Genomic DNA, 23,309 nt, shown 5'->3' with positions numbered 1-23,309 from the left:
ATGGACAATTGAAGCCGGGATATAACGTGCAGATTGGAACAGAAGATCAGTTCATCCTTAGTTACAGCCTTCACCAACGCCCAACAGACACGCGTTGTCTTAAGCCACACCTGGACAAAGTGAAAGCATCGCTTGGTCAATTGCCGGGAACCATCATTGCAGACGCAGGTTATGGAAGTGAAGAAAACTATGCTTACCTGGAGTCTGAGGAACAACGGGCACTTGTTAAATACAATACCTATCACAAAGAAAATACCAAAGCGTGGAAGCAAGACATTAGCAAATTCGAGCATTGGTTGTATGACGAGAAAGAAGACACGAGGACATGCGCAGCAGGACAGAAACTTCTATTCCGTTATGAAAGCAGAAGTACCACGGAAAGTGGTTATGAAATTACCACTCGCCATTATCGCAGCCTTTCCTGTGAAGGCTGCCCGCTGAAGGAACGATGTACGAAGGCACAAGGCGAGCGTGAAATAAAGGTTAGCATGGAATATCTTCGCCTCAAACGACAAGCGAGGGAGCAATTAAAGAGCGAGGATGGATATGCATTATCGGTTCGACGCATGCACGAACCAGAGCGTGTGTTTGGCCCAATCAAGAATAACCGAGGATTCCGCCGGTTCCTGCTTCGAGGCTTGCCGAAAGTCAGTCTAGAGGTCGGGTGGCTTTCACTTGCCCATCATTTGCTGAAGAAAGCTGCAAAGGATAAAAATCTAAAAATAGCGTTGCGGGGATAGCTCTCCGCGCTAGACGGCCCCTTTTTTTTGCCTTTGCCTATAATGCGGAATAGTTGCCATACATATCTCATTCTGTTCTGACAAATAATGAGGAAGGAAGCAATTGAATTTGGAGTGAATTTAACAAGCTCAAAGATCCTGATGTAAGGCAGAGTGACTTTGAGTAAGGCAGAGTGACTTTGAGTAAAGCAGAGTGACTTTGAGTAAAGCAGAGTGACTTTGAGTAAACTCAAAGATCCCGATGTCAAGCTCAAAGATCCTGATGTAAGGAGGGACTTCATTGTCATCTAACAGCAGCGCACAGAACGGCAAATATAAAAAGATGTCGATGTCGCCAAAGGAGTATCAGGCATTTGCAAAAACGCGCGAGCCCTCGCGATCGATTTTCGCAAATTGCTTAAAAGCTTTTTTAATTGGCGGCATGATTTGCGTGTTAGGCCAATGTATTCAGGAGATGTTTATTTATTTAATGGGCATGAGCAAGGAGGACGCGAGCAACCCGACCGTTGCCGTGTTAATTCTCATTTCCGTTATTCTGACGAGCCTTGGCGTGTACGATAAAATTGCCCAATGGGCTGGAGCGGGAACCGCCGTGCCGGTAACCGGCTTCGCCAACTCGATGTGCTCCGCCGCGCTTGAGCACCGCAGCGAAGGACTTGTGCTTGGGGTCGGCGGCAATATGTTTAAATTGGCCGGCTCCGTTATCGTCTACGGCACAGTGGCGGCGTTCTTCGTCGGAATTGCACATCTGCTGCTCGGTACAAACGGAGGTCATTAATTATGCTGCGGGGCAATCAAACATGGTGGTTCGAGAATCGCCCTGTCATTATCGGCGCTGCGTCCGTTGTCGGGCCTGACGAGGGAGACGGTCCGCTGGCTGCTGATTTTGATCTCGTGCACCCAGAACTGGATATGCAGCAGAAAAGCTGGGAGAAGGCGGAGCGGCTGTTGATGGAGCAGGCTTCCGATTTTGCGATCCAGAATGCGGGTATAAGCAAGGACCAGTTGCAATTTTATGTCGGCGGCGACTTGCTGAATCAAATTATTAGCAACAGCTTTGCCGCCCGCTCGCTTGGGGTCCCGTATCTCGGCATGTTCGGGGCTTGTTCGACCTCGATGGAGACGCTGGCCGTCGCCTCGCTTATGGTCAATTCAAGGTCTGCCAATTATGCGCTGGCTGGCACCTGCAGCCACAATTGCACGGCGGAAAAGCAATTTCGGTATCCAACGGAATACGGCTCGCAAAAGCCTCCGACGGCGCAGTATACAGTAACAGGAGCCGGAGCCGCAGTCGTCGCGCAAACAGGCGAAGGGCCGGTCGTTGAATGCGCCACCGTCGGTAAAATTGTCGATCTCGGCATTACAGATCCGTTTAATATGGGCGGAGCGATGGCGCCTGCAGCCGTCGATACGATTCAATCGCATTTTAACGATACCGGGCGTACCCCTAAGGATTACGATCTAATTGTGACCGGCGATTTGGCCGGTGTCGGCCATCCGATTGCGAAAGAGCTGCTGCTTAGAAACGGCGTGCCGATGGACGAAACCGTGTTCGGTGATTGCGGGCTAATGATTTACGATGTGAACCGGCAGAAAGTGCAGGCCGGCGGAAGCGGCTGCGGCTGTTCGGCTACGGTTACTTATGGTCACTTGCTGAAGCGGATCGCCAGAGGAGAGCTTAACCGGATACTCGTTGTTGCGACGGGGGCATTGCTTTCTCCAATCTCCTATCAGCAGGGCGAGAGCATACCTTGCATTGCGCACGCGGTTGCGATTAGCAGCGGAAAGGAATGAGAACGAAATGCAGTTTTTATGGGCATTTGTAGTTGGCGGCGCCATTTGCGTTGTCGGGCAGCTGATGTTCGATGTGTTTAAGCTGACTCCGGCGCATACAATGGCTACGCTGGTTGTCATCGGCGCTATTGTTGACGGCGTCGGATTGTATGAGCCGTTAGTCGAATTTGCCGGCGCAGGCGCTACGGTTCCGATTACAAGTTTCGGCAACGCGCTCGTTCATGGAGCGCTGACGGAGCTGGAGGAATCGGGATGGATCGGCGTCATTTCCGGCATCTTTAAAGTAACGAGCGCCGGCGTTTCGGCGGCGATTATCTTTTCCTTTTTGGCGTCGCTTGTCATTCGTCCAAAGGGCTGAAACAAAAAGTTGGAGAATCCCGTCTAAACTGTGGGATTCTCCAATTTTTTTTGGTATACATCATATTTGTGCATCAGTTGGGGGTGCTGTAAAATAGTACTAAATTCACTATTTCTATGAATGGCAGATGCTAATTATTCCGCGGGAGGTCAAGTACATGGAAGCACGTCTTGCAGATATGCAATTATGCTCATCAATTCTTAACAGCCTTAACAGTTGTATTTTGGGAAAACAAGAGGAAATCGAACGTCTGATGATCGCTGTCATCGGAGGTGGACATGTCTTGCTTGAGGACGTGCCAGGCACAGGAAAAACGCAACTTGTGAAAGCGCTGGCAAAAGCGATTGGCGGTCAATTCAGGCGCATCCAGTGTAATCCGGATCTGCTGCCTACCGATATAACAGGCGTTTCGATTTACCATCCGAAACAAGAGCAGTTTCTGTTCCGTCCCGGTCCTGTCATGACTAATATTTTGCTCGCCGACGAAATTAACCGGGCGACAACGAAGACGCAATCCGCGCTTCTTGAGGCGATGGAGGAAGGGCATGTGACGGTCGACGGCGACACCTATGCGCTGCCTCTGCCTTTTATATTGCTTGCCACGCAAAATCCGATTGAATTTGAAGGCACCTATACGCTGCCCGAAGCCCAGCTGGATCGGTTTATGATGAGGCTGTCTCTCGGTTATCCGAACGAGGCGGACGAACAGCGAATGGTGCTTGCCGAGAGTGTATCCCAGCCATCTGACCGGATTGCCCAATTATCCGAAATCGAAGATATCATTCGTATTCAGTCGCAAGTGCGGCAAGTGCATATTGATGAAGCGGTCGGCCAATATTTGATTAAAATTATCCGCTCGACTCGAGAGCATGCGAGTGTTCAGCTTGGGGCAAGCCCGCGGGCAGCGATTGCGCTTGCTAAAGCGGCGAAGGCAAGCGCTTACTTGCAGCAACGCGCTTTCGTTACGCCTGACGACATCAAACGGATAGCGCCGTACGTGCTCTCCCACAGGCTGCTCCTTCATATGGAAGCGCGAATGAATAACATGCGGGCTGAAGATGTCATCGCACAAGTGCTTGACAGCACGAAAGTGCCGGTAAGACTGGAACGGTGATGCGATGGCTAAGGAGAAGAGTGAGAAAAAACGCTGGGCGGTAATCGTTCTTATTTATGCCGCGGCTTTATGCTATTTCTTATTTCAAGGCGGCAAAACCGCATTCATGCTTTTCATGATTTTAAATGTTTTGCTGCTTTACTTGCTGCTAGGCAGGTGGAGCGGGATCGGAAGGGCATTTGGCAATCGCAGTTACAGGCAGCAGGGATCGTCCGTCCTTGTGGAGCAATCGTTGACAGCCGGAAGCTCCGTCGAGGTGCAGCTGTCGATAAAGGTGCCGGGCGTTTATCCGATCCCGTACGTGCTGGTGCGCGACCGGATTTACCGGCATAATGGACAAACGCTCGACTTTGAAGCTTCCTTTGTCCCGAACTGGAAGCGATCGGGCGAGGTGGTCTATTCTACGCCTCCGCTGCAGCGCGGCGAATACCGGTTCCAGACGACGCAATGCTTGGCGCATGATGTGTTCGGCTTATTTGAACATTCGGGACGTTTCGGCTCGGAAGCCTCCTTCAGCGTGCTGCCGCAAACCGTTCCGCTTCGGCAATGGCATGGTGTACAGCGAGGCATTCGCGGGCCTTACTCGCATGCTATTGCTTCGCGCTCGTCAAAGGAAACGACGCAAATTAACGGCGTGCGCGAATATTTATACGGCGACAAGCTGTCCCGCATTCATTGGAACGCGACGGCGAAGACGGGCGACTGGAAGTCGAAGGCGTTCGAACGGGAATCGCTCCCGCGCACCGTTATCATTCTCGATCGGTACGCAGGCGACTATCCGGCCCCTTTGGACGATCGGTTCGAGCTTGCTGTATCAGTGGCCGCTTCTCTTCTGGACAACGGATTGAAGGGCGATACTGCGATGGGACTGCTGTCCGTGGGCGCGCAAATGACGATGCTGCAGCCAAAGTCGGGGATCGATCAACGGAATGCGATCATGAAGCATCTCACCTTTGTTGAAGCTGATGCCGGGCATACGATTTATAAGTCATTGCTGAAGGGCGAGTCCTATTTGGAGCCTGGAACATTTGCCGTGCTGATTACCGGAGCTAATGGGAACGACGCGATCCGCGCGATGGAATGGCTGTTCCGCAAAGGATTGACGCCATGTCTGCTGCAGGTCGGCAAAGCAGTCGGGTATATCAGGCAGGATGAGAGCTGGAGGCAGCTGCTTCGCTCCCGCGGTTGGCCGGTGTTTGCAGTGCAGCAGCTTCAAGAGCTGCCGACAGTGCTTGAAGGGGGCAGCGGAGCATGATCTTTCGATTGCTGAAATATATGCTAAAGCAGGCGGCGCCAACTTGGTACGTCCGCATTTCCGGCTTATTTGCCGGATTTATGATCTTAAATACGATTTCGATCTTTGAAGGCTATTGGTGGGAAGAGACGTTTTCCATAGTCAGCATGGCGATGCTTGCCGCGATGGCTGTTGATTTGCTCTTGCCGAGAAGAGCTCATGCGATAAAAATTTGTGTTCAAGCTTTGCTGCTTATTGCTTCAACGGCGGCCTATGCCGGTATTGAGAAGCTTTACGGCAAACCTGAAAGCTGGAACGAATGGGCTGACCGGCTTTGGTTTTACAGCAAGCAGTTGCATCCGTTCATTTGGATTGCCGGAGCAAGCGTGCTCATTTATTTGCTGTTCTATCGCTGGGTTTCAACAAGGGCCAGAATGATCGGATACGTAAGCGCCAATTTGCTTGCCCTAACGATTGCGGATTCGTTTACGCCAATTTGGCTGTGGGATCAAGTCGCATGGGTCGTGCTGATTGGTTTGCTATGGCTTGTCGCCGACCATTTGCATCGGCTGGAGCGCAGCCATCCCGGCAGCTGGCAAGAGCTGATCGAATATCCGCTGCAGCTGTTCGTTCCAGTGGCGATCGTCTTGTCCATACTAATGAGCATCGGTTTGCTGATGCCGACCGTGTCGCCGCTATTGCAAGACCCGTACACGCTTTGGAAAGAGTCGAAGGGTGAACGGGTAAATGTTTTCTTAGGCGATAAGGCGTCGAGCAGCGTAGTAGATGTAAGCACAAGTGATGCAAGCTCAGGATACGGCAGGGACGATTCGCAGCTTGGCGGAGGATTCAATTACGACTATACGCCGGTCATGACGGTGACGACCTCGCATCGCAGCTATTGGCGCGGCGAGACGAAAAGCTTGTATACGGGAACCGGCTGGGAAACCGGAGAGGAATTGCATGCCGGCAATCCCGTCGCCGTAGCGAAGGAAGAGGAGCTCCCTCTAAGCTATGATCGCGGCCTTGCCGAGACGCTGCAAATCGAGCAAACGGTGACGATGATTCGAAAAGACGTTTATCCCGTGTTGTTTGGCGCGGCGCCGATTACGAAAGTTCATTGGGCGGGAGATCCAGATGCGTCGCTTCCTCCTTTTCTTGCATGGGAACCAGGCGTCAATGAGCTTCGGTGGATTGATGAATCGAGAAGCGACTCGAAGACACTTTACCCTGAAGCCTATTCTATCCTGTCCGAAGTGACGGCGCTGGACGAAGCCGGTTTGCGCAATGCGGATGCCAACTGGGTAGATGCTGAGATCGGCAGCCAGTATACAGAACTGCCGGATAGCTTGCCGCAGCGGGTAAGAGATCTCGCCGACCAGATAACAGCGGGCGCGACGAACGATTATGATCGCGCCAAGCTGCTGGAAACCTATTTGCGAGATAACTTCACCTATACGAATAAGCCGGATTTAGGGAAGCTGAGCAACAAGAGCACAGATTTCGTCGACCAGTTTCTATTTGAACTCAAGGAAGGCTATTGCGACTATTTCTCGACGACGATGGCTGTTATGTCCCGGTCCGTTGGACTGCCGACGCGGTGGGTCAAAGGCTTTGCTCCGGGAACGCTGCCGGCGTCGGAATACGGTCCGCGAGGATATTCCGGCGTGCCGGATGAAGCCGATATGAATCCAAATGGCGAAGGCACCTATACGGTCCGCAATGCGGATGCCCACTCCTGGGTCGAAATTTATTTCGAAGGCTACGGGTGGATTCCGTTCGAGGCAACAGCCGGTTTCTCCTTCCCGTACACGCTGCCGGAAGAGAAAGCAACCGATCTTACTGATTTGACCGAATTGAGCGACGGTTCGGCTGCAACTGACGCGGTTCGGGAAAGCTCGCCTATGCTGACTATTGCTATGTGGTCTATTGCTGCTTTGCTGGCGCTGTTTGCGGCATTCTGGACAGTATGGAAACGTCAAGCGATCGTCGCCGCATGGAAAACTTTCCGTTTCCGCTCGTATACAGCCGATGAACGAATCGTCTGGGAAACAGAACGGCTTCTGCGCAAATGCAAGCGCAAAGGTTTCGATCGCGGAGAGCACGAGACGCTTCGAGAGGCGATTTACCGCTGGTCTAGCGAAGGGCAATCGCAGAAGGATTGGCGCGAAGTGCTCGATTCGTTCGAGCGGGCCAAATACAGTTCCTTCAAGGCGACAAACGAAGAAGCTGATCGATTTGTCGTCAAAGTGAAGGCTATCATTACGCAATTATAATAGTAGAGACAAAGCGGAAACAGTTAGAAAAACTTATACGGTCTTATATTTTTCAATTGACCGCCGTCCGGGCTGCCTGGATGGCGGTATTTCTTTGCAACAAATTAACGTTATATGGTATAGTTTCGTAAGATAGCAGGAGAAAAGCAAAGGGGTCAAGCGCTTATGTTCGAAAGGCTGTTGCCGCACATGCGTGTGAATACGGTTTATGATATTGAATTGGACGAGCTGTACGCGAAGGGAGTTCGCGGCATTATTACCGATTTGGACAATACGTTGGTCGGCGCGCGGGAAGCTTTGGCTACGCCGGAGCTGATCAAATGGCTGGACGGCGTACGCGAGCGCGGCTTTAAAGTCGTTATCGTATCGAATAACAATGAGACTAGAGTCTCGAAGTTTGCCAATCCGTTAGATATCCCTTACATTCATGCCGCGCGCAAGCCGGCAGTCAAATCATTCCGCAAAGCGTTAGCTGTGCTCGATCTGCCGGCTGACAAGGCGGTTGTTATTGGCGATCAGATGATGACGGATGTGCTAGGCGGCAATCGAATGGGATTGTATACGATTCTTGTAACGCCAATTGCTCCTGCTGATGAAGGAATCATGACCCGGGTGAACCGCTTCTTAGAGCGTATCGCTTTGTCGCGTCTGCGCAAGCGCGGGTTATGGTATGAGGGGGAGACGAAATAATGAAGGAATTGCACAGCGAGCATGAGTCATCATGCGCTGGCTGCGGCGTCCGGCTGCAATCGGAGCATCCGGAGGAGCCGGGATATTTACCAGAAGCGGCGTTGAAGAGGGAGCCTGTCATTTGCCAGCGCTGCTTCCGTATTCGCAATTACAATGAAGCGTCCTCGGTCGCTGTCGACCAGGATGACTTTTTGCGTTTGCTCGGCAGTATAGGGACAACGGACAGTCTGGTTGTCCATATTGTCGATTTGTACGATTTTGAAGGCAGTCTCATTTCTGGCCTGCAGCGTTTTGTCGGAAACAATCCCGTACTGCTCGTCGTAAACAAAGTGGATCTGCTGCCGAAATCGATGAACTTGAACCGGATCCGCAACTGGGTGCAGAAGCAAGCTAAAGCGGAAGGGCTTCGCACTTTGGATATTGTGCTGTGCAGCGCGAAACGCAATATCGGCTTTGATCATGTGATTGAGGCGCTCGATCGGCATCGCAAAGGCAGAGATGTCTATGTTGTCGGCGCAACCAATGTCGGCAAATCGACGCTGATCAATCGTCTTATACGCGATTACAGCGATATGGAGCGGGAGTTGACCACTTCGCGTTATCCGGGAACGACGCTTGACGCGATTCATATTCCGCTTGATGACGGCAAAGCGATCATCGATACACCGGGTATCGTTTATGCGTCGCGGATGACGGAAATCGTTCCGCGCAGTTTCTTGCAAACGCTGCTGCCGGACAAGCCAATCAAGCCGCTCGTCTATCAATTAAACGACAAGCAGACGCTGTTTATCAGCAGTCTTGTGCGCTTTGACTTCGTCGAAGGTGAGCGCCAATCGTTTACCCTCTATATTTCGAACGCGTTGAATGTGCATCGCACGAAGCTGGAGCGAGCGGATGAGCTGTACAGCGAGCATCGCGGCGAGCTGCTTGGGGCGCCTTCCCGTGCCGAGCTCGATGAAATGCCGGCTTGGACGAGACATTCGCTTCGCGTGCCGCGCGGCGCGAACAAGGATGTGTTCATATCCGGTCTCGGCTGGATACAAGTGAACGGAATTTCGGGAGCTATTCTCGACCTGTATGCGCCGAAAGGTATTAAAGTGCTGCTGCGGGATTCACTTATCTAAGCAGTTGGCAGCATCGGGCTTGGGGGAGGAGCAAGTATGAATCAATCTACGATGAACGGCAATACGGCAGCGGCCGGCAATACGATCGACAGCCATACCGTCCTTTATGGCGTAATCGGCGATCCGATCCGCCATTCCCGATCGCCGATTATGATGAATCGGGCTTTCCGGGAAACGGGCGTGAACGGCGTTTATGCGGCTTATCATATTACGGCCGATAAGCTGGGCGATTTTATCGCGGGTGTAAAAGCGATGGGCATGCGGGGAGTTAATGTAACGATTCCGCACAAGCTCGATATTATGAAATATTTGGATGAGATTGACGCGGGCGCAGCAGCAATCGGTGCAGTCAATACGATTGTAAATGACAACGGGCGTCTGACCGGCTACAATACGGACGGCATCGGGTATGTCCGCTCATTGAAAGAGGAGGCCGATCCGAACATCGCGGGCAAACGCATTGTGGTGATCGGCGCCGGCGGCGCTTCCCGAGGTATCGTTTATGCGCTGACAGGTGAAAATCCGGCTTCGATTACGATTGCGAACCGGACGGAGGATCGCGCACGCGAGCTCGCGCTTGCGTTTGCCGATAAGGCGGAATTGCGGGCGGTCACTTTCGATGGCTTGCAGGAAGCATGCCTGGAAGCGGATATTGTCATTAATACGACATCGGTCGGCATGCATCCGAATACGGACGCAAGCCCGGTCGACGCCTCTTGGCTTAAGCCGGGAGCGGTTGCCAGCGATCTGATCTACAATCCGCTGAAAACAAAGTTTTTGCTGGAAGCGGAAAAATCCGGCTGCCGCAGTCATGGCGGTCTGGGCATGTTTATTTATCAAGGCGCTTATGCCTTTGAATATTGGACGGGGCAGGCGGCTCCGGTTGCGGCGATGCGCGAAACGGTGCTCGCGTCGCTCGGATAGCTGGAAAACTCGCCTATTTACGAATGGAACGTGAATGAAGAAGGAGCATACATTATGTTAACTGGCAAACAAAAAAGGCATTTGCGCTCGTTGGCGCATCATTTGCAGCCGATCTTTCAGGTCGGAAAGGGCGGAACGAACGATCAGCTTGTCCGCCATATTGAAGAAGCGATCGAAGTCCGCGAGCTGATTAAGCTTTCGGTGCTGAACAATTGCATGGACGATCCGAGAGCGATCGGCGCAGAGGTTGCGGAGGCGTCAGGCGCTGAGCTCGTGCAAGTCATCGGCAAAACAATCGTACTCTATAAGCAATCAAGCGACGAAAAATATCGGAAAATCGAGCTGCCGAAGCCGACCCGCTAAGCCTGCCGCATCGCATCTAAAGCATCAAGAAAGAAGGGGAAGGAATGAGTTCAATCGGGATCATGGGCGGTACGTTCGATCCGATTCATATCGGGCATCTCATCGCGGCGGAAACGGCGCTTGAGCTGTGCGAATTGGACGAGGTATGGTTCATTCCTTCTTTTAAGCCTCCATTGAAAGATCATGCGCCTGGCGTCGACAGCGATATCCGCTATCGCATGGTCGAGGAGGCGATTGGCCAAAACCCGTCGTTTCATGCAGTCGATATTGAACTGCGCAGAGGCGGGATGAGCTATTCCGTCGATACGGCAATTGAGCTTAAGAGGCTGCACCCGCAGCACTCTTTTTCCTATATTATAGGCTCTGACCGGATTAATGATCTGCAGCAATGGCATCGGATCGAGGAGCTTGCAGAACTCGTTTCCTTTATTGGTCTGGAAAGAGAAGGCACGCCTGCAGAGCCGGATCGGCTTCCTGGCTTTTTGCAGGAAAGGCTGCGCATCGTTCCGATGCCGGCGATTGGCGTATCGTCAACCGATATCCGGAACCGGGTAAAAGCTGGACGTTCGATCCGGTATTTGGCTCCGGATGCTGTGGAACTGATCATTAAGGAGAGAGCGCTATATGAATCGTGAGCAGATGATTGAAGCGGTTAAAGCAGAAATGCCGGAACGGCGCTGGATACATGTTGAGGGCGTCATGAAAACATCAATCATACTTGCGGAGCGTTTTGGCGAAGATCCTGTAAAAGCCGAGCTTGCCGCTATTTTGCATGATGTGGCGAAATTTTGGCAAATTACGAGGATGGAGCAAATGATTCGCGAGCACAACCTCGATCTAACGCTGCTCGATTATGATAAAGAGCTGTGGCATGCTGAGGTTGGAGCTTGGGTCGCTGAGCATGATTACGGCGTTACGGATAAGGACGTGCTGGATGCGATCCGCTGTCATACATCCGGCCGCATCGGCATGACGAAGCTGGACAAAGTGGTTTGCCTTGCGGACTATATGGAGCCGAGCCGCGATTTTCCCGGTGTCGATCGGATTCGGGAGTTGAGCGCTGAAAGCTTGGAACGGGCATTGATCGCCGGCTTTGATTCGACGATTTCTTTCTTGATCGCGAAGGGCAAACGCATTTTTCCGCTGACGGTTGATGCGCGAAATGATTTGCTTCTGCAAATTGCAGATTAAACGTGATGAGGACGCTTGCGAAGCCAGTCAGCTTCGCAAAGCATAAGGAGGCTGGACTATGACGATACATTCCGAAGAACTGCTGCAAGTGACGGTTGCTGCGGCAGATGATAAAAAAGCGATGCGCATCGTCGCATTGGAATTGAAGGGAATTTCTTTAGTGGCTGATTATTTTGTCATTTGCCACGGGAATTCAGATACGCAGGTACAAGCGATTACGACCGAAATCCGCAAACAGGCGGAGCTTCGCGGCGTGCGGGTGCGCGGCATCGAGGGGCTTGATTCGGCGCGCTGGGTGCTGGTTGACCTCGGCGATGTTATCGTCCATGTTTTCCATCGCGATGAACGTGATTACTATAATATCGAGCGGCTCTGGTCAGACGCGAAGGTTGTGGAATTCGCATGAGCTGGGTAGCCGGAACGTATGCAAATTTGAGGGTGGCGCGCGAAGTGTCGCCCTATGGTTATTTTTTGACCGATGGCGAACAGGAAGTGCTGATGCATTATACGGAGCTCGTCGGCAAAAAGCCGAAGCTGAATGACGAGATCGAAGTGTTTCTGTTTTTCGACACGGAGGATCGCATTTCGGCTACGATGAAAAAGCCTTACATAACGCTAGGCGAAATGGCCCGCCTGAAGGTTGCCGACGTTCATCCGCGTCTGGGCTGTTTCCTTGAGATCGGACTTGGCCGGCAGCTGCTGCTGCCGCTGTCGGAGCTGCCGGAGAAGGTGGAGTACCGTCCGCTGCCGGGCGACGAAGTGCATGTTGTGCTCGGTCACGATAAGGCGGGAAGACTGCTGGCGAAGCTTGCCGGCGAAGACGAGCTTGCACCGCTCGTATTTGACGCTCCGAGCGCTTGGCGCAACCAATGGGTTGAGGGCTGGGTAACGAAATCGCTGCAAATGGGTTCATTCGTGCTGGTCGACGGCGGCGTCGTCGGATTTGGCGTTTATGGCCTTATCCCAGCCGCGGAACGGACAAAGCCGCTGCGGCTGGGCGAGCGGGTGTCTGCGCGTGTTGCGTTTATTCGCGAGGACGGACGCGTCAACCTGGCGATGGCGAAGCTTAAGCAAGAGGGCAGACTTGAGGATGCCGACCGGATTCTAGCTTATATGAAAGAGCGTCCAGGCGGCGGCATGCCATTTTCCGATGAATCTCCAGCAGAGGCGATCAAGCAAAAATTTCAAATTAGCAAATCTGCGTTTAAGCGCGCGATTGGCAAGCTGATGCGGGAAGGGCTCGTTACGCAGAAGGGAAGCTGGACTTATTTGGCTGAGCCTGCGCCGTCCGAGAAGGACGGAAACAGCGCTGGCGATAACGGCTCGGAGGAATAACGCATGGATGCTTACGGACAATTTGCATCGGTCTACGACCGGCTTATGGCAGACATGCCCTATGACAAGTGGCGGCAGTTTGCGGAAAGCTGCTGGGCGCGCTATGGCGAGCCTTCGACCGTTGTCGATCTCGGCTGCGGAACAGGCAGCATCGCCATTCCGCTTGCGCTCTCTGGCCGCAGCGTATACGGCATTGATCTGTCGGCTGATATGCTGGCCGTTGCAAGCAGCAAGTGGGACGACCGCCGCAGCGCTTCGATAGCTCGCGGCGGTTCGATTGTCTGGCTGCAGCAGGATATGCGCGATTGGCAGCTTGCCGAGCCGGCCGATTGCGTTATTTCGTTCTGCGACTGCATCAACTACCTAACCGAGGAAGAAGATGTCGAGTCCGCTTTTCGCGCCGCGCATGAGGGGCTGAAGGAGGACGGATTGTTTATGTTCGATGTCCATGCTCCATCGGTGCTTGAGCGGTATGCGGAAGGGCAGCCTTTCGTTCTTGACGAAGAGGAAGTCGCCTATATATGGACATGCGAGTTTGACGAAGAGCGCTGTGAAATCGAACATCAGCTGACGATATTTGCCCAGGAGCAAGGCGAGCGGTTCCGACGCTTTGAAGAGCTGCATACGCAGCGGGCCTACGATCCCGACTGGATCAAGGCCGCGCTTCTGCGCGCCGGCTTCTCGGCGGTCGAGCTGTTCGCCGATTTTGAGCTCCAGCCTGCGGATTCGGATTCCGAGCGACTGTTTTTCGTCGCCCGGCGCTAAGGCGGGGCGGCAGTCGAGCGGCAGCTGGGCCGCCATAGTGGGGGGGATAGCGGAACAAAGTTCCGCTATTGTAGCTCGAGCGGCGGCAGCTGAGCCGCCGGAAGGCAGGCTGCGCCAGCGACAATAGAAAAAGGGTGTATATCAGCCATACAGCTGATGCACACCCTTTTTCTATTGTCGTAGCCTGAGCGCCAAAACGGCCCTTTGTAGGCAACGTTATTGTTCCCCCGCCGCTTGTTTCGGCGGCGAGAAGCAACAGCGGCAGCGGGGCTCGTAGCTCTCCGTATCGCCGATCAGAATGACCGGCCCAGCCTCCGCCGGCTGGCCGTTAATAACGCGCTGCGTAAAGTTAGCGCTCGGGCTTCCGCATACCGCGCAAAATGCCGAAAGCTTCACGATCTCATCCGCAACGGCGAGCAGCTGCCCGATGGAGCCGAAAGGCTTGCCGCGGTAATCCATATTAAGACCGGCTGTTATGACTTGCTTGCCGCCGGCAGCAAGCGCCGAGATCAGCTCGAAAATCGGCTCGGCAAAAAATTGCACCTCGTCAAAAGCAACGACATCGGCCTCTTCCGTTTCCTTCAACACCTTGCGTATTTGATCTTCCGGCAGCTCCCGCGAAATGCTCGCGGCAGGCAAACGGTAGCCGATCCGGCTGACAATTTCCGCTTGGCCAAAACGATAATCCTCCGCCGGCTTGTAGGCGGCCACCTTCATTCGTCCAAATTGCGCCAGCTTCTGGCAGCGGCGTATTAGCTCGCCTGATTTTTCCGAGAACATCGGGCCTGTAATGACGGTAACTATGCCACGTTCCACTCCGAGCGTTTGCTCCTTCCGCTATGCAAGATGCAGTCAAGCGCTTTTGTCGCAAGCTGCTTTCGTTTGTATTATTTTAGCAATAATGGTCGTCGCTAAAAAAGAGGCATATGACATATTTCGCATGATGCAATAACGATTTCTCAATCCGCCCCTATGATCCGCTTATTCTCTTAAAGCGTCCTTCAGGCGGCTGTTCATCTTGTCTCCTGCCGAGGCCGAGCGCGTCGACGAAAGACGCAGCTTCTTCAATTCTTGTTTTAATTTCTCGTTTTGCTCAGACAGCAATTCGATCTCGGCGAGCAGTTCGGGCAAGGCGTAGCCGGCATCCCGGAACAGCTTTTCCACCGTTTCGCGCAGCTGCTCAGGCGTAAAATTTCCGCTCATTTCGATCCTCCAAAATAGCAATAAAATGTCACTATCCCATCATATCCGCATCTGTTAAAATAGTCGAGTGCCGATAATAGACGAGTTAAAAGTTTATCCATAAATTACATTGACGAGTCCTATATATTGATGTAGAATCAAACACATCGACTACATATTGAGTGTTTGCGGTTGATATTACAGGATGTTGTCTACTAGCGCATTTGACGTTTCTAGCAGTCAGAAGCGCTTTTCTATTGCTATTATTCGGCGGAGGAGAGAGAAATAAACATGCTGGTTATGTATGATTCGCGGACGGGAAACGTCAAGCGATTTATCAATAAACTAAATATGCGTGCGCTGCCGATTGAAGAGCAAGGCGCAGTGGACGAGCCATTCGTTTTGGTTACTTATACGACAGGGTTCGGGCAAGTTCCTGAGCGGGTGATGTCCTTCCTGAAACGGAACTATGAGCATCTGTGCGGCGTGTCCGCCAGCGGCAACCGAAACTGGGGAGACGGCTTCGCCAAGAGTGCGGATACGATCTCGGAAATGTTCGGAGTACCCGTAATTTCGAAGTTTGAACTATCCGGAACAAATCAAGATATGGAATATTTTGTCGAAAGGGTGCGGACCATTGAAACATATCGAACTGAACAACGAATTAATGCAGCGCGGAGCGGACGGCTTCTATCAATTGGATAAAGACCGGGAGGCGGTAGCCGCTTTCATGGAGGAAGTCGATCGCAAGAGCATGAAGTTTGGCTCGCTTCGCGAGAAGCTGGATTATTTAATAGAGAACGATTATTACGACAATGTATATGACAAATATACATATGAGCAAGTGGAGGCAGTCTTCACGCTGACAGAGAGCAGCAGCTTCCAATTCGAATCCTATATGGCGATCTCTAAATTTTATAAAGACTATGCAATGAAGTCGAACAACAAAGCGCAATATTTGGAGAAATACTCCGACCGCGTAGCGATCGTAGCGCTTCACCTTGGCGAAGGCGATGCTGCAAGAGCGCTTCGCATTGCAGACGCGATGATCGAGCAACGTTTGCAGCCGGCAACTCCGACGTTTCTGAACGCAGGCAAAAGCCGCCGCGGCGAAATGGTATCCTGCTTCCTGCTTGAGATGGACGATTCGCTCAACTCGATCAACTACGTGCTGGGCACTTGCATGCAATTGTCCAAAATCGGCGGCGGCGTAGCCGTCAACCTGTCGAAGCTGCGCGGACGCGGCGAATCGATTAAAGGCGTTGAAGGCGCGGCAAAAGGCGTTATGCCGGTATTGAAGCTGATGGAGGATGCGTTCTCCTACGCGGACCAAATGGGCCAGCGCAAAGGCTCCGGCGCGGGTTACTACAACATTTTCGGCTGGGACGTTATTGAGTTCCTTGATTGCAAAAAAATTAACGCTGATGAGAAAACGCGCATCAAAACGTTGTCGATCGGCTTGATCATTCCGAATAAATTTTACCAACTGGCTGCGGAAAATAAGCAATTGCATGTATTCGGTCCGCATTCCGTACACAAAGCTTACGGCATCCACCTGGACGACATGGACATGGATGAAATGTACGAAGAGCTGCTTGCTAACGACAAAGTCGTGAAAAAAGTAGTGATGAACGCTCGCGACATGATGACGAAGATCGCTTCGATTCAGCTGGAATCGGGTTATCCATATATTATGAACAAATCGAACGCTAACCGCGTTCACGCGCTGAAGGACATCGGCGGCATCAAAATGTCCAACCTTTGTACCGAAATTTTCCAAGTGCAAGAAACTTCTACGATTAATGATTACGGCACCGACGACGTAATCAAACGCGATATCAGCTGCAATCTGGCGTCGCTGAACATCGTGAACGTCATGGAACGCAAAAAAGTGAAGGAATCGGTCCATGTCGGCATCGAAGCGCTCACAACGGTCAGCGACCTGTCGAACATTGACAACGCTCCTGGCGTTCGCAAAGCCAATGAAGAGCTTCATTCCGTCGGTCTTGGCGCGATGAACCTGAACGGTTACCTTGCGAAAAACAAAATCGCTTACGAAAGCGAAGAAGCGAAAGATTTCGCAAGCACGTTCTTCATGATGATGAACTTCTATTCGATCGAGCAAAGTATGGAAATCGCCAAAGAACGCGGCGTAACCTTTAAAGATTTCGATCGTTCGGAGTATGCGAAAGGCACATATTTCACGCGCTATATCGAGACGGACTTCCGTCCGAAGCTTGATCGCGTCAAGCAGCTGTTTGAAGGCATGGAAATTCCTTCGCCGGAAGACTGGGCTGCATTGAAAGAAAAAGTGCAAAAATACGGCTTGTACCATGCATACCGTCTTGCGATCGCGCCGACGCAAAGCATTTCCTATATTCAAAATGCAACATCGAGCGTTATGCCGATCGTTGAGCATATCGAGACTCGCACTTACGCAAACTCGACAACGTACTACCCGATGCCGTTCCTGAGCGCGGAAACGCAATGGTTCTACAAATCGGCTTACAACATCGACCAGTTCAAGCTGATCGACCTGATCTGGGAAATCCAGCAGCACGTTGACCAAGGCATTTCGACCGTCCTCCACGTCAACAGCAATGTAACGACTCGCGAGCTGGCTCGTTTCTACATTTATGCTGCTCAAAAAGGACTTAAATCGCTCTATTATACGAGAACGAAACGTCTCTCCGTCGAGGAGTGCACAAGCTGCGCCGTATAATCGAATCATCCTATCCGCTAGCGGACGAATAACAATCTCATCTAATCGCGCAAAAAGGCCTTCGCCGCCTTCAATGGCGGCGAAGGCCTTTTTGCTTGCAAAGGAGCAAACTCGACGATGAAAGCAGTTAACTGGAACCGTCCTGATGACGATTTTACACTTACATTCTGGCAGCAGAACGTCATGCAGTTTTGGACGGATGAAGAAATTCCATTGTCCGATGATAAAATGGACTGGATGGAAATGAGCGATACCGAGCGTACCGTCTACAAAAACGTGCTGGGCGGACTTACGCTACTCGATACCATTCAAGGCGGCATCGGCATGCCGAAAATTTTGGAGCATGTGGACGGCTTGCAGCGCAAAGCGGTATTGGCGTTTATGTCGATGATGGAGCAAATCCATGCCAAATCGTACAGCAGCATATTCACAACGCTTGCTTCGACTGAGGAAATCGATGCGATTTTCCAATGGGTAGAGACGAACGAGCAGCTGCAAAAGAAAGCAAACCTGATCTCCTCGTGGTACAACGGCATCAGCACGAAGCAGCAGCTGTATAAGGCGATGGCAGCTTCCGTATTCCTCGAAAGCTATTTGTTCTACAGCGGTTTCTTCTATCCGCTTTACTTGGCTGGCCAAGGTAAAATGACGAGCAGCGGCGAGATCATCGACTTGATCCTTCGCGACGAGAGCATTCACGGCCTGTATGTCGGTGTTCTTGCGCAGGAGCTGTACCAAGAATTCAGTAGCGAAGAGCAAGCGCAATTGAAAGCGGAGCTGTACGAGCTTTTGAACACGCTATATGAGAACGAAGCGGTGTACACGGATAACCTGTACAGCCCAATCGGCCTGCAGGATGAAGTGAAAGCCTATGTGCGCTACAACGCGAACAAAGCGCTGATGAACCTCGGCTTCGAGCCGCATTTCCCGGAAGAGCCGGTCAACCCGATCGTCTTCAACGGCATCAGCACCCATACGAAGCAGCATGACTTTTTCTCCAAAAAAGGCAACGGCTACGTTCGTACCGTTCATGTCGAGCAGCTGAAAGATGATGACTTCGTATTTAATTTCTAATGAACTTCAAAGAGCAATCGGTAAGCATAACCGGTTGCTTTTTTATTTAATAAGGAGATGATCTGTCCGTGACAACGATACCAATCTGCATAGTAGATGCATTTACCGATAAGCCGTTCAAAGGCAATCCGGCAGCTGTTTGCTTGCTGGAGAAGCCGATGGATGCGCAGTGGATGCAGCAAGTTGCCGCTGAAATGAATCTGTCGGAAACTGCATTTGTTGAGCCCGCAGAGGAAGGGTATGGACTGCGCTGGTTTACGCCTCTTGCAGAGGTTGACCTGTGCGGACACGCAACGCTTGCCGCTGCTTGCACCCTGTGGCAAACTGGGAAATTGAGTAAAGAAAAAGAAGCGTTGTTTCAAACAAAGAGCGGTCTGCTGACCGTTCGCCGTGCGGATGAGCAGGAAGGCGATTGGATGACGATGGACTTCCCGGCTGAGCCGTCTGTCGCTGGACAAGCCCCGGAAGCGCTTATTCAGGGTCTTGGCTTGATTCCGCGCTATACGGGCAAAAACCGGATGGACTACTTAGTTGAGGTCGACAGCGAGCGGACTGTTCGCGAACTGCAGCCGGATTGGACATTGCTGCGCACGCTTGAGGGAAGAGGAGTCATCGTGACGGCAAAGGCGGATGCAGGGCAAAGCTATGAATTCGTCTCGCGTGCGTTTTACCCGAAATTAGGGGTGAACGAGGATCCAGTGACGGGCTCTGCGCATTGCGCGCTTGCGCCTTATTGGAGCAAACGGCTGCGCAAGGAGAGCTTGACCGGCTTTCAAGCTTCGGCAAGAGGCGGTTTAGTCCGCACCGAGCTTAAAGGAGAGCGTGTCCTGCTTGGCGGACAAGCCGTCATGGTTGTAAGAGGACAGCTGGAACATGCGGCTGTTGAAGGAGGAAACGTCAATGATGAAGCTTAAGCTGGAACGGGAACAGAAAATGCAGCTGGTCCAGCGCGTGCAGCACTACTTCGAGCAGGAGCGGTCGGAGACGATCGGCTCCATCGCGGCGGAGCAACTGCTTGATTACATGCTGGCAGAGCTCGGGCCGATCGTTTACAACCAGGCAATCGCCGATGCTCGTCGAACCGTCATCGAAAAAATGCAAAGTATTGAAGATGATCTTTATGCGATGGAACAGCAAAAGCGTGGGAACCGGAATGCGAATGGCTGAAAACAGATAAATTAGGGGGAGAAACAAATGGCAACAAAAACGATACTGTTCGATCTGGACGGAACGTTAACCGATCCAAAGCTTGGCATTACGAGCGCGGTCAAGTTTGCGCTAGAGAAATTCGGCATACCGGTTAACAGCCTGGATGAGCTGGAGCCGTTTATCGGTCCGCCGCTGCAGGATACTTTCAAGGAGCTGCACGGCTTTTCGGAGGATGAAGCCAAGCAGGCCATCTCGCACTATCGTGAATATTTCGCTGATCGCGGCATGTACGAGAATGAAATATACCCGGGCATTGCAGAACTGCTGGGCGAGTTGAAGGAACGGGGCTCAGTTTTGTGTGTCGCGACTTCGAAGCCGACCTATTTTGCCGAGAAAATAGCCGACTATTTCAAAATAACTTCCTATTTCGACTTTATCGGAGGCAGCAACTTGGACGGCACGCGCACCGACAAAGCGGAAGTGATCCGTCATGTGCTTGATACGGCAAATCTGGATGCGTCCAACGCCATTATGATTGGCGACCGCAAACACGATATTATCGGCGCGAACAAAAATAGCATTCCGTCCATTGGCGTCGGCTACGGTTATGGCAGCGACGAGGAACTGACGCTTGCGGAGCCGAGCCATAGAGCGGAAACGGTTGAGGATCTGCGGCAATTGCTGCTGCAATGGCTTGAACAATAAATGCAGCCATACATAAAAAGCTGTCCCGTCTGTCGATCGTCGACAGGCGGGACAGCTTTTGTTTATCATGCTCGATTTAGCCGCCTATAGCAGCGATTTCTTCATTGCCGCAGGCATCGACTGGAACATCGTAACTTTATTTTTGCCGTTCGTTTTCGAATAGTACATCGCTTCGTCGGCCAGCTTAACGAGCTCCTGAACCGACCTCGCATCCTTCGTCGTACTGACCCCGACGCTAATCGTCACGATCGTCTCTAATTCAACGCGCTTCCGGATCGACTCCGCTACCCGTTCTGGCTTGACGCGGTCCGTTCCGATGCAAGCGAGCAATTCCTCGCCGCCGTAACGCCCTGCCGTTCCGATGCCGTTCGATTCTTCTTTAATGATCTCAGAAACCTGCTTCAGGACGCCGTCCGCCTTATGATGGCCTTGCGTATCGTTCAGCTTCTTGAAGTTGTCGATATCGCAAAAAATGACAGCGACGTTCGACGTTCGTTTCAGCAGCTGATCCGCTTTCATATTGAAATGCCTTCGATTGTACAAGCCTGTCAAACCGTCTGTAATCGACGATTGGTAAGTAGACAGCAGCCGCTCAATGACCCATTCGAACAGGAGCAAGAACAGCTGCGTGAAATAGACGATCGGCAGCAAATGGCTGATAAGCATAAGCCAGCCGACAGATCCGTGAAAGACGTAGCCGTCTGCGATTCGGGAAAGCTCGACAATAAAGTATGTAATAAGGCTGGCGGAATATCGCGTGTTCATCTCCGTGCCCTTCGTATCGAGCAGGATAAGGAACGTTACGACGAGCGAGTAGAAATCAAGACCGAGAAAGCGGTATTGCTCGCCCGCCGCGATCGCCTCCGCCGATACCGGAAAGAACGCGTAATGGGCGCCTGCGATCACAAAGGTCAGGCTAATCATAACGATAAAAGGGATACTTTTTAATTGCGCGCTCCGATGAGTATATAATTTCATGAAAACAAAGTTTATAATGATAAAAGAGACGATTTGCATCATCGTCGCCGTTAAATGCAGCCATGGCGGCTTTTCCTGCTCAGGGTAGGATAGCCAGGCGAGCAGCAGCTGCTGAATGATGAACAAAGGAAGCGTCGATGTCAGAAGCCGGTATATCCGTTTGTTTCTGTAACTGGCGTACAGCCGCATAGACATAAAGAGCATCAGCACCAGTATTACGATGACGCTGGCGGATGAAATAAGCTGCCCGTTCGGGCCAGAAAGCCATTGAATAATCGTCATATGTATCTCCGTTTAAATTAGGGTAATAGGATGCTTGCAGAAACATATGTTCTATAATATCATGTTTTACGACATGCGAATAGTGTCGAAATAGCTTGCGAAGCAAGTTTACTTCGTAAACTCAAAGCGAATGCTTACGAAGCAAGTTTACTTCGTAAACTTTTAGGAGGCAGGACAATTGAATATTCTTCAAGCTTTGTTTTTTCCGCCGGAACAACCGGGCGGCGTGTCCTCCATGGTCCCGTATATTCAAGAGCGTTTTGTGAAAATAGGCTGGCAAATGGAGCTGTTCTCGCTGCCTAAGCGGGTTAGAGGAAAAGGCCAAGAGGCATACGTTTTCGAGACGTTCGATCCGACGCCGTTTGAAGGCAATCCGATCGTCGATAAATATTTGCGTACGATCAGCGATTATTTATGGTGGACCAAGCTGCGAATTAACCGGTCCTTCGATATTATACACGCCCATCATCCGATCGCGGCGCTAGTGATGAAGCATGTATTTCCGGATACGCCGGTTATCATGACGATTCATTCCAGTTACGAAAGAGAGCTTATATTAAACGGCAAAATTGCCGAGAACGGCCCCGAGCATCAATTTTTAACGAAGCTTTACGGGGAGCTTGAGGCCAAAACGGACCGGATATTGACCGTTTCCGAATCATTCCGTACTTATATATCGCCTTATATTAAAGATCCGAGCGTTATTAAAGTGATTCCGAACGGCTTTGACGAGAAAAGATTTAAGCCGATCGCGCATGAGAACGCGGTGCCGCAGCTTATTACCGTCTGCCGGCTCGTCCCGGCCAAAGGGCTGGATACGCTGCTGCATGCATGCGCGGAGCTGAAACGGCGCGGCCACCCGTTCGTGCTTCATATTATCGGGGACGGTCCGATCCGCGAGGAGCTGGAACAGCTGGCGGCGGAGCTTGATTTGTACGATGACATTATTTTTTACGGCTATATGCTTCATCCGGAAGAATTCATGCCTTTTTTCGACATCTTCGTCTTGCCTTCCCGCGCAGAGGCGTTCGGCTCTGTGTTCGCGGAGGCTGCGCTTTGCTGGCTTGCGCTTGTCGGCACGAGTGTCGGCGGCATTGCGGAGCAAATCGAAGACGGGGTAAACGGCTTGCTCGTGCCGCCTGAAAATCCGCCCGCATTGGCGGACGCATTGGAGAAGCTCGTCACCGATCCGATCTACCGGTACAATATCGCCAGGTCGGGCTGGGATAAGGCGAAGAAAGTATACTCGCTGCAGCGCGTCATTTCGCAGCTTAAAAAAGTGTATTTGTCATTTAAACCGGAGGTGTAG

At 51.8% G+C, this 23,309-nt stretch carries 26 protein-coding genes; 23 read left to right on the top strand and 3 right to left on the bottom strand.

The features are described 5' to 3' along the window. From GOM71_RS10185 to GOM71_RS10110, 16 genes are all read left to right on the top strand, one after another. Window positions 1–740: transposase (locus GOM71_RS10185; protein WP_156280561.1), on the top strand; the 740-nt coding region annotated here is incomplete at its 5' end. 322 nt (window positions 741–1,062) lie between these two features. After that, complete coding sequence (spoVAC, locus tag GOM71_RS10180) at window positions 1,063–1,518, top strand: stage V sporulation protein AC (RefSeq protein WP_156280602.1); 456 nt, start codon at window positions 1,063–1,065, stop codon at window positions 1,516–1,518. A 2-nt stretch (window positions 1,519–1,520) separates the two neighbouring features. After that, on the top strand, window positions 1,521–2,534 hold the full coding sequence (gene spoVAD / locus GOM71_RS10175) for a stage V sporulation protein AD (protein ID WP_156280558.1): 1,014 nt from the start codon (window positions 1,521–1,523) through the stop codon (window positions 2,532–2,534). A 7-nt stretch (window positions 2,535–2,541) separates the two neighbouring features. Next, on the top strand, window positions 2,542–2,892 hold the full coding sequence (spoVAE, locus tag GOM71_RS10170) for a stage V sporulation protein AE (RefSeq protein WP_156280556.1): 351 nt from the start codon (window positions 2,542–2,544) through the stop codon (window positions 2,890–2,892). 157 nt (window positions 2,893–3,049) lie between these two features. Then, the gene (locus GOM71_RS10165; RefSeq protein ID WP_156280554.1) at window positions 3,050–4,006 is read left to right on the top strand and encodes an AAA family ATPase; all 957 of its coding nucleotides are present in this window, start codon (window positions 3,050–3,052) and stop codon (window positions 4,004–4,006) included. A gap of 4 nt (window positions 4,007–4,010) precedes the next feature. Next, complete coding sequence (locus tag GOM71_RS10160; protein WP_156280552.1) at window positions 4,011–5,261, top strand: DUF58 domain-containing protein; 1,251 nt, start codon at window positions 4,011–4,013, stop codon at window positions 5,259–5,261. Further along, window positions 5,258–7,516: a transglutaminase TgpA family protein gene (locus tag GOM71_RS10155; RefSeq protein WP_156280550.1), complete on the top strand. Its 2,259-nt coding sequence runs from the start codon at window positions 5,258–5,260 to the stop codon at window positions 7,514–7,516. Before GOM71_RS10160 ends, GOM71_RS10155 begins: the two co-directional genes overlap by 4 nt. Window positions 7,517–7,681: 165 nt before the next feature. Continuing rightward, complete coding sequence (locus GOM71_RS10150; RefSeq protein ID WP_156280548.1) at window positions 7,682–8,206, top strand: YqeG family HAD IIIA-type phosphatase; 525 nt, start codon at window positions 7,682–7,684, stop codon at window positions 8,204–8,206. Further along, a complete protein-coding gene (yqeH, locus tag GOM71_RS10145) occupies window positions 8,206–9,330 on the top strand; it encodes a ribosome biogenesis GTPase YqeH (RefSeq protein ID WP_156280546.1) in 1,125 nt (374 codons plus the stop codon). The genes GOM71_RS10150 and yqeH overlap by 1 nt, the downstream gene beginning before the upstream one ends. A gap of 36 nt (window positions 9,331–9,366) precedes the next feature. Next, window positions 9,367–10,254, top strand: coding sequence for a shikimate dehydrogenase (gene aroE, locus GOM71_RS10140; RefSeq protein WP_156280544.1), 888 nt, complete (start codon window positions 9,367–9,369; stop codon window positions 10,252–10,254). A 54-nt stretch (window positions 10,255–10,308) separates the two neighbouring features. Beyond that, window positions 10,309–10,617, top strand: a complete 309-nt coding sequence (gene yhbY / locus GOM71_RS10135; protein ID WP_156280542.1) for a ribosome assembly RNA-binding protein YhbY — start codon at window positions 10,309–10,311, stop codon at window positions 10,615–10,617. A gap of 44 nt (window positions 10,618–10,661) precedes the next feature. Continuing rightward, on the top strand, window positions 10,662–11,252 hold the full coding sequence (nadD, locus tag GOM71_RS10130) for a nicotinate-nucleotide adenylyltransferase (RefSeq protein WP_156280540.1): 591 nt from the start codon (window positions 10,662–10,664) through the stop codon (window positions 11,250–11,252). Continuing rightward, window positions 11,242–11,808 (top strand): bis(5'-nucleosyl)-tetraphosphatase (symmetrical) YqeK, encoded by a 567-nt coding sequence (yqeK, locus tag GOM71_RS10125; RefSeq protein WP_156280538.1) that lies wholly within the window; start codon window positions 11,242–11,244, stop codon window positions 11,806–11,808. Before nadD ends, yqeK begins: the two co-directional genes overlap by 11 nt. 58 nt (window positions 11,809–11,866) lie before the next feature. Beyond that, window positions 11,867–12,214 carry a ribosome silencing factor gene (gene rsfS, locus GOM71_RS10120; protein ID WP_156280533.1) on the top strand — a complete coding sequence of 116 codons (348 nt, stop codon included), beginning with the start codon at window positions 11,867–11,869 and terminating at the stop codon, window positions 12,212–12,214. After that, complete coding sequence (locus GOM71_RS10115; protein WP_156280528.1) at window positions 12,211–13,143, top strand: CvfB family protein; 933 nt, start codon at window positions 12,211–12,213, stop codon at window positions 13,141–13,143. The genes rsfS and GOM71_RS10115 overlap by 4 nt, the downstream gene beginning before the upstream one ends. A gap of 3 nt (window positions 13,144–13,146) precedes the next feature. Further along, a complete protein-coding gene (locus tag GOM71_RS10110) occupies window positions 13,147–13,908 on the top strand; it encodes a class I SAM-dependent DNA methyltransferase (RefSeq protein ID WP_156280526.1) in 762 nt (253 codons plus the stop codon). Between the two features lie 216 nt (window positions 13,909–14,124). Here GOM71_RS10110 and GOM71_RS10105 read toward each other — a convergent pair whose 3' ends face one another. Next, entirely contained in the window at window positions 14,125–14,724 is a 600-nt protein-coding gene (locus GOM71_RS10105) for a thymidine kinase (RefSeq protein WP_367649541.1), read from the bottom strand. A gap of 165 nt (window positions 14,725–14,889) precedes the next feature. Next, window positions 14,890–15,111, bottom strand: coding sequence for a hypothetical protein (locus GOM71_RS10100; RefSeq protein WP_156280524.1), 222 nt, complete (start codon window positions 15,109–15,111; stop codon window positions 14,890–14,892). 270 nt (window positions 15,112–15,381) lie between these two features. On the opposite strand from GOM71_RS10100, the gene nrdI reads away from it, so the two are divergent. The 6 genes from nrdI (at window position 15,382) to GOM71_RS10070 (ending at window position 20,740) form a co-directional block, all read left to right on the top strand. Beyond that, a complete protein-coding gene (nrdI, locus tag GOM71_RS10095) occupies window positions 15,382–15,795 on the top strand; it encodes a class Ib ribonucleoside-diphosphate reductase assembly flavoprotein NrdI (protein ID WP_156280522.1) in 414 nt (137 codons plus the stop codon). Beyond that, a complete protein-coding gene (gene nrdE / locus GOM71_RS10090) occupies window positions 15,728–17,812 on the top strand; it encodes a class 1b ribonucleoside-diphosphate reductase subunit alpha (protein ID WP_156280520.1) in 2,085 nt (694 codons plus the stop codon). Before nrdI ends, nrdE begins: the two co-directional genes overlap by 68 nt. Window positions 17,813–17,929: 117 nt before the next feature. Continuing rightward, a complete protein-coding gene (gene nrdF, locus GOM71_RS10085; RefSeq protein WP_156280518.1) occupies window positions 17,930–18,886 on the top strand; it encodes a class 1b ribonucleoside-diphosphate reductase subunit beta in 957 nt (318 codons plus the stop codon). Between the two features lie 68 nt (window positions 18,887–18,954). Beyond that, on the top strand, window positions 18,955–19,800 hold the full coding sequence (locus GOM71_RS10080; RefSeq protein WP_367649540.1) for a PhzF family phenazine biosynthesis protein: 846 nt from the start codon (window positions 18,955–18,957) through the stop codon (window positions 19,798–19,800). Further along, complete coding sequence (locus GOM71_RS10075; RefSeq protein ID WP_156280514.1) at window positions 19,787–20,053, top strand: DUF2164 domain-containing protein; 267 nt, start codon at window positions 19,787–19,789, stop codon at window positions 20,051–20,053. The genes GOM71_RS10080 and GOM71_RS10075 overlap by 14 nt, the downstream gene beginning before the upstream one ends. A gap of 27 nt (window positions 20,054–20,080) precedes the next feature. After that, window positions 20,081–20,740 (top strand): HAD family hydrolase, encoded by a 660-nt coding sequence (locus GOM71_RS10070; RefSeq protein ID WP_156280512.1) that lies wholly within the window; start codon window positions 20,081–20,083, stop codon window positions 20,738–20,740. Between the two features lie 84 nt (window positions 20,741–20,824). Here GOM71_RS10070 and GOM71_RS10065 read toward each other — a convergent pair whose 3' ends face one another. After that, window positions 20,825–22,000: a GGDEF domain-containing protein gene (locus GOM71_RS10065; RefSeq protein WP_156280510.1), complete on the bottom strand. Its 1,176-nt coding sequence runs from the start codon at window positions 21,998–22,000 to the stop codon at window positions 20,825–20,827. A gap of 178 nt (window positions 22,001–22,178) precedes the next feature. Between GOM71_RS10065 and GOM71_RS10060 the strand changes: the two genes are divergently transcribed. Beyond that, the gene (locus GOM71_RS10060) at window positions 22,179–23,309 is read left to right on the top strand and encodes a glycosyltransferase family 4 protein (RefSeq protein WP_156280505.1); all 1,131 of its coding nucleotides are present in this window, start codon (window positions 22,179–22,181) and stop codon (window positions 23,307–23,309) included.

It is taken from the genome of Paenibacillus sp. NEAU-GSW1 (assembly GCF_009737085.1).
Taxonomy (GTDB): domain Bacteria; phylum Bacillota; class Bacilli; order Paenibacillales; family Paenibacillaceae; genus Pristimantibacillus.
Note: the sequence above shows the minus strand (reverse complement) of the source record. Positions and strands in the feature narration are given on the sequence as shown.

Excerpts from the sequence above, each read along its gene's own strand:
- spoVAC (WP_156280602.1), top strand. The coding sequence starts at position 1,063 with ATGTCGATGTCGCCAAAGGAGTATCAGGCATTTGCAAAAACGCGCGAG.
- spoVAD (WP_156280558.1), top strand. The coding sequence starts at position 1,521 with ATGCTGCGGGGCAATCAAACATGGTGGTTCGAGAATCGCCCTGTCATT.
- spoVAE (WP_156280556.1), top strand. The coding sequence starts at position 2,542 with ATGCAGTTTTTATGGGCATTTGTAGTTGGCGGCGCCATTTGCGTTGTC.
- GOM71_RS10165 (WP_156280554.1), top strand. The coding sequence starts at position 3,050 with ATGGAAGCACGTCTTGCAGATATGCAATTATGCTCATCAATTCTTAAC.
- GOM71_RS10160 (WP_156280552.1), top strand. The coding sequence starts at position 4,011 with ATGGCTAAGGAGAAGAGTGAGAAAAAACGCTGGGCGGTAATCGTTCTT.
- GOM71_RS10155 (WP_156280550.1), top strand. The coding sequence starts at position 5,258 with ATGATCTTTCGATTGCTGAAATATATGCTAAAGCAGGCGGCGCCAACT.
- GOM71_RS10150 (WP_156280548.1), top strand. The coding sequence starts at position 7,682 with ATGTTCGAAAGGCTGTTGCCGCACATGCGTGTGAATACGGTTTATGAT.
- yqeH (WP_156280546.1), top strand. The coding sequence starts at position 8,206 with ATGAAGGAATTGCACAGCGAGCATGAGTCATCATGCGCTGGCTGCGGC.
- aroE (WP_156280544.1), top strand. The coding sequence starts at position 9,367 with ATGAATCAATCTACGATGAACGGCAATACGGCAGCGGCCGGCAATACG.
- yhbY (WP_156280542.1), top strand. The coding sequence starts at position 10,309 with ATGTTAACTGGCAAACAAAAAAGGCATTTGCGCTCGTTGGCGCATCAT.
- nadD (WP_156280540.1), top strand. The coding sequence starts at position 10,662 with ATGAGTTCAATCGGGATCATGGGCGGTACGTTCGATCCGATTCATATC.
- yqeK (WP_156280538.1), top strand. The coding sequence starts at position 11,242 with ATGAATCGTGAGCAGATGATTGAAGCGGTTAAAGCAGAAATGCCGGAA.
- rsfS (WP_156280533.1), top strand. The coding sequence starts at position 11,867 with ATGACGATACATTCCGAAGAACTGCTGCAAGTGACGGTTGCTGCGGCA.
- GOM71_RS10115 (WP_156280528.1), top strand. The coding sequence starts at position 12,211 with ATGAGCTGGGTAGCCGGAACGTATGCAAATTTGAGGGTGGCGCGCGAA.
- GOM71_RS10110 (WP_156280526.1), top strand. The coding sequence starts at position 13,147 with ATGGATGCTTACGGACAATTTGCATCGGTCTACGACCGGCTTATGGCA.
- GOM71_RS10100 (WP_156280524.1), bottom strand. The coding sequence starts at position 15,111 with ATGAGCGGAAATTTTACGCCTGAGCAGCTGCGCGAAACGGTGGAAAAG.
- nrdI (WP_156280522.1), top strand. The coding sequence starts at position 15,382 with ATGCTGGTTATGTATGATTCGCGGACGGGAAACGTCAAGCGATTTATC.
- nrdF (WP_156280518.1), top strand. The coding sequence starts at position 17,930 with ATGAAAGCAGTTAACTGGAACCGTCCTGATGACGATTTTACACTTACA.
- GOM71_RS10075 (WP_156280514.1), top strand. The coding sequence starts at position 19,787 with ATGATGAAGCTTAAGCTGGAACGGGAACAGAAAATGCAGCTGGTCCAG.
- GOM71_RS10070 (WP_156280512.1), top strand. The coding sequence starts at position 20,081 with ATGGCAACAAAAACGATACTGTTCGATCTGGACGGAACGTTAACCGAT.
- GOM71_RS10065 (WP_156280510.1), bottom strand. The coding sequence starts at position 22,000 with ATGACGATTATTCAATGGCTTTCTGGCCCGAACGGGCAGCTTATTTCA.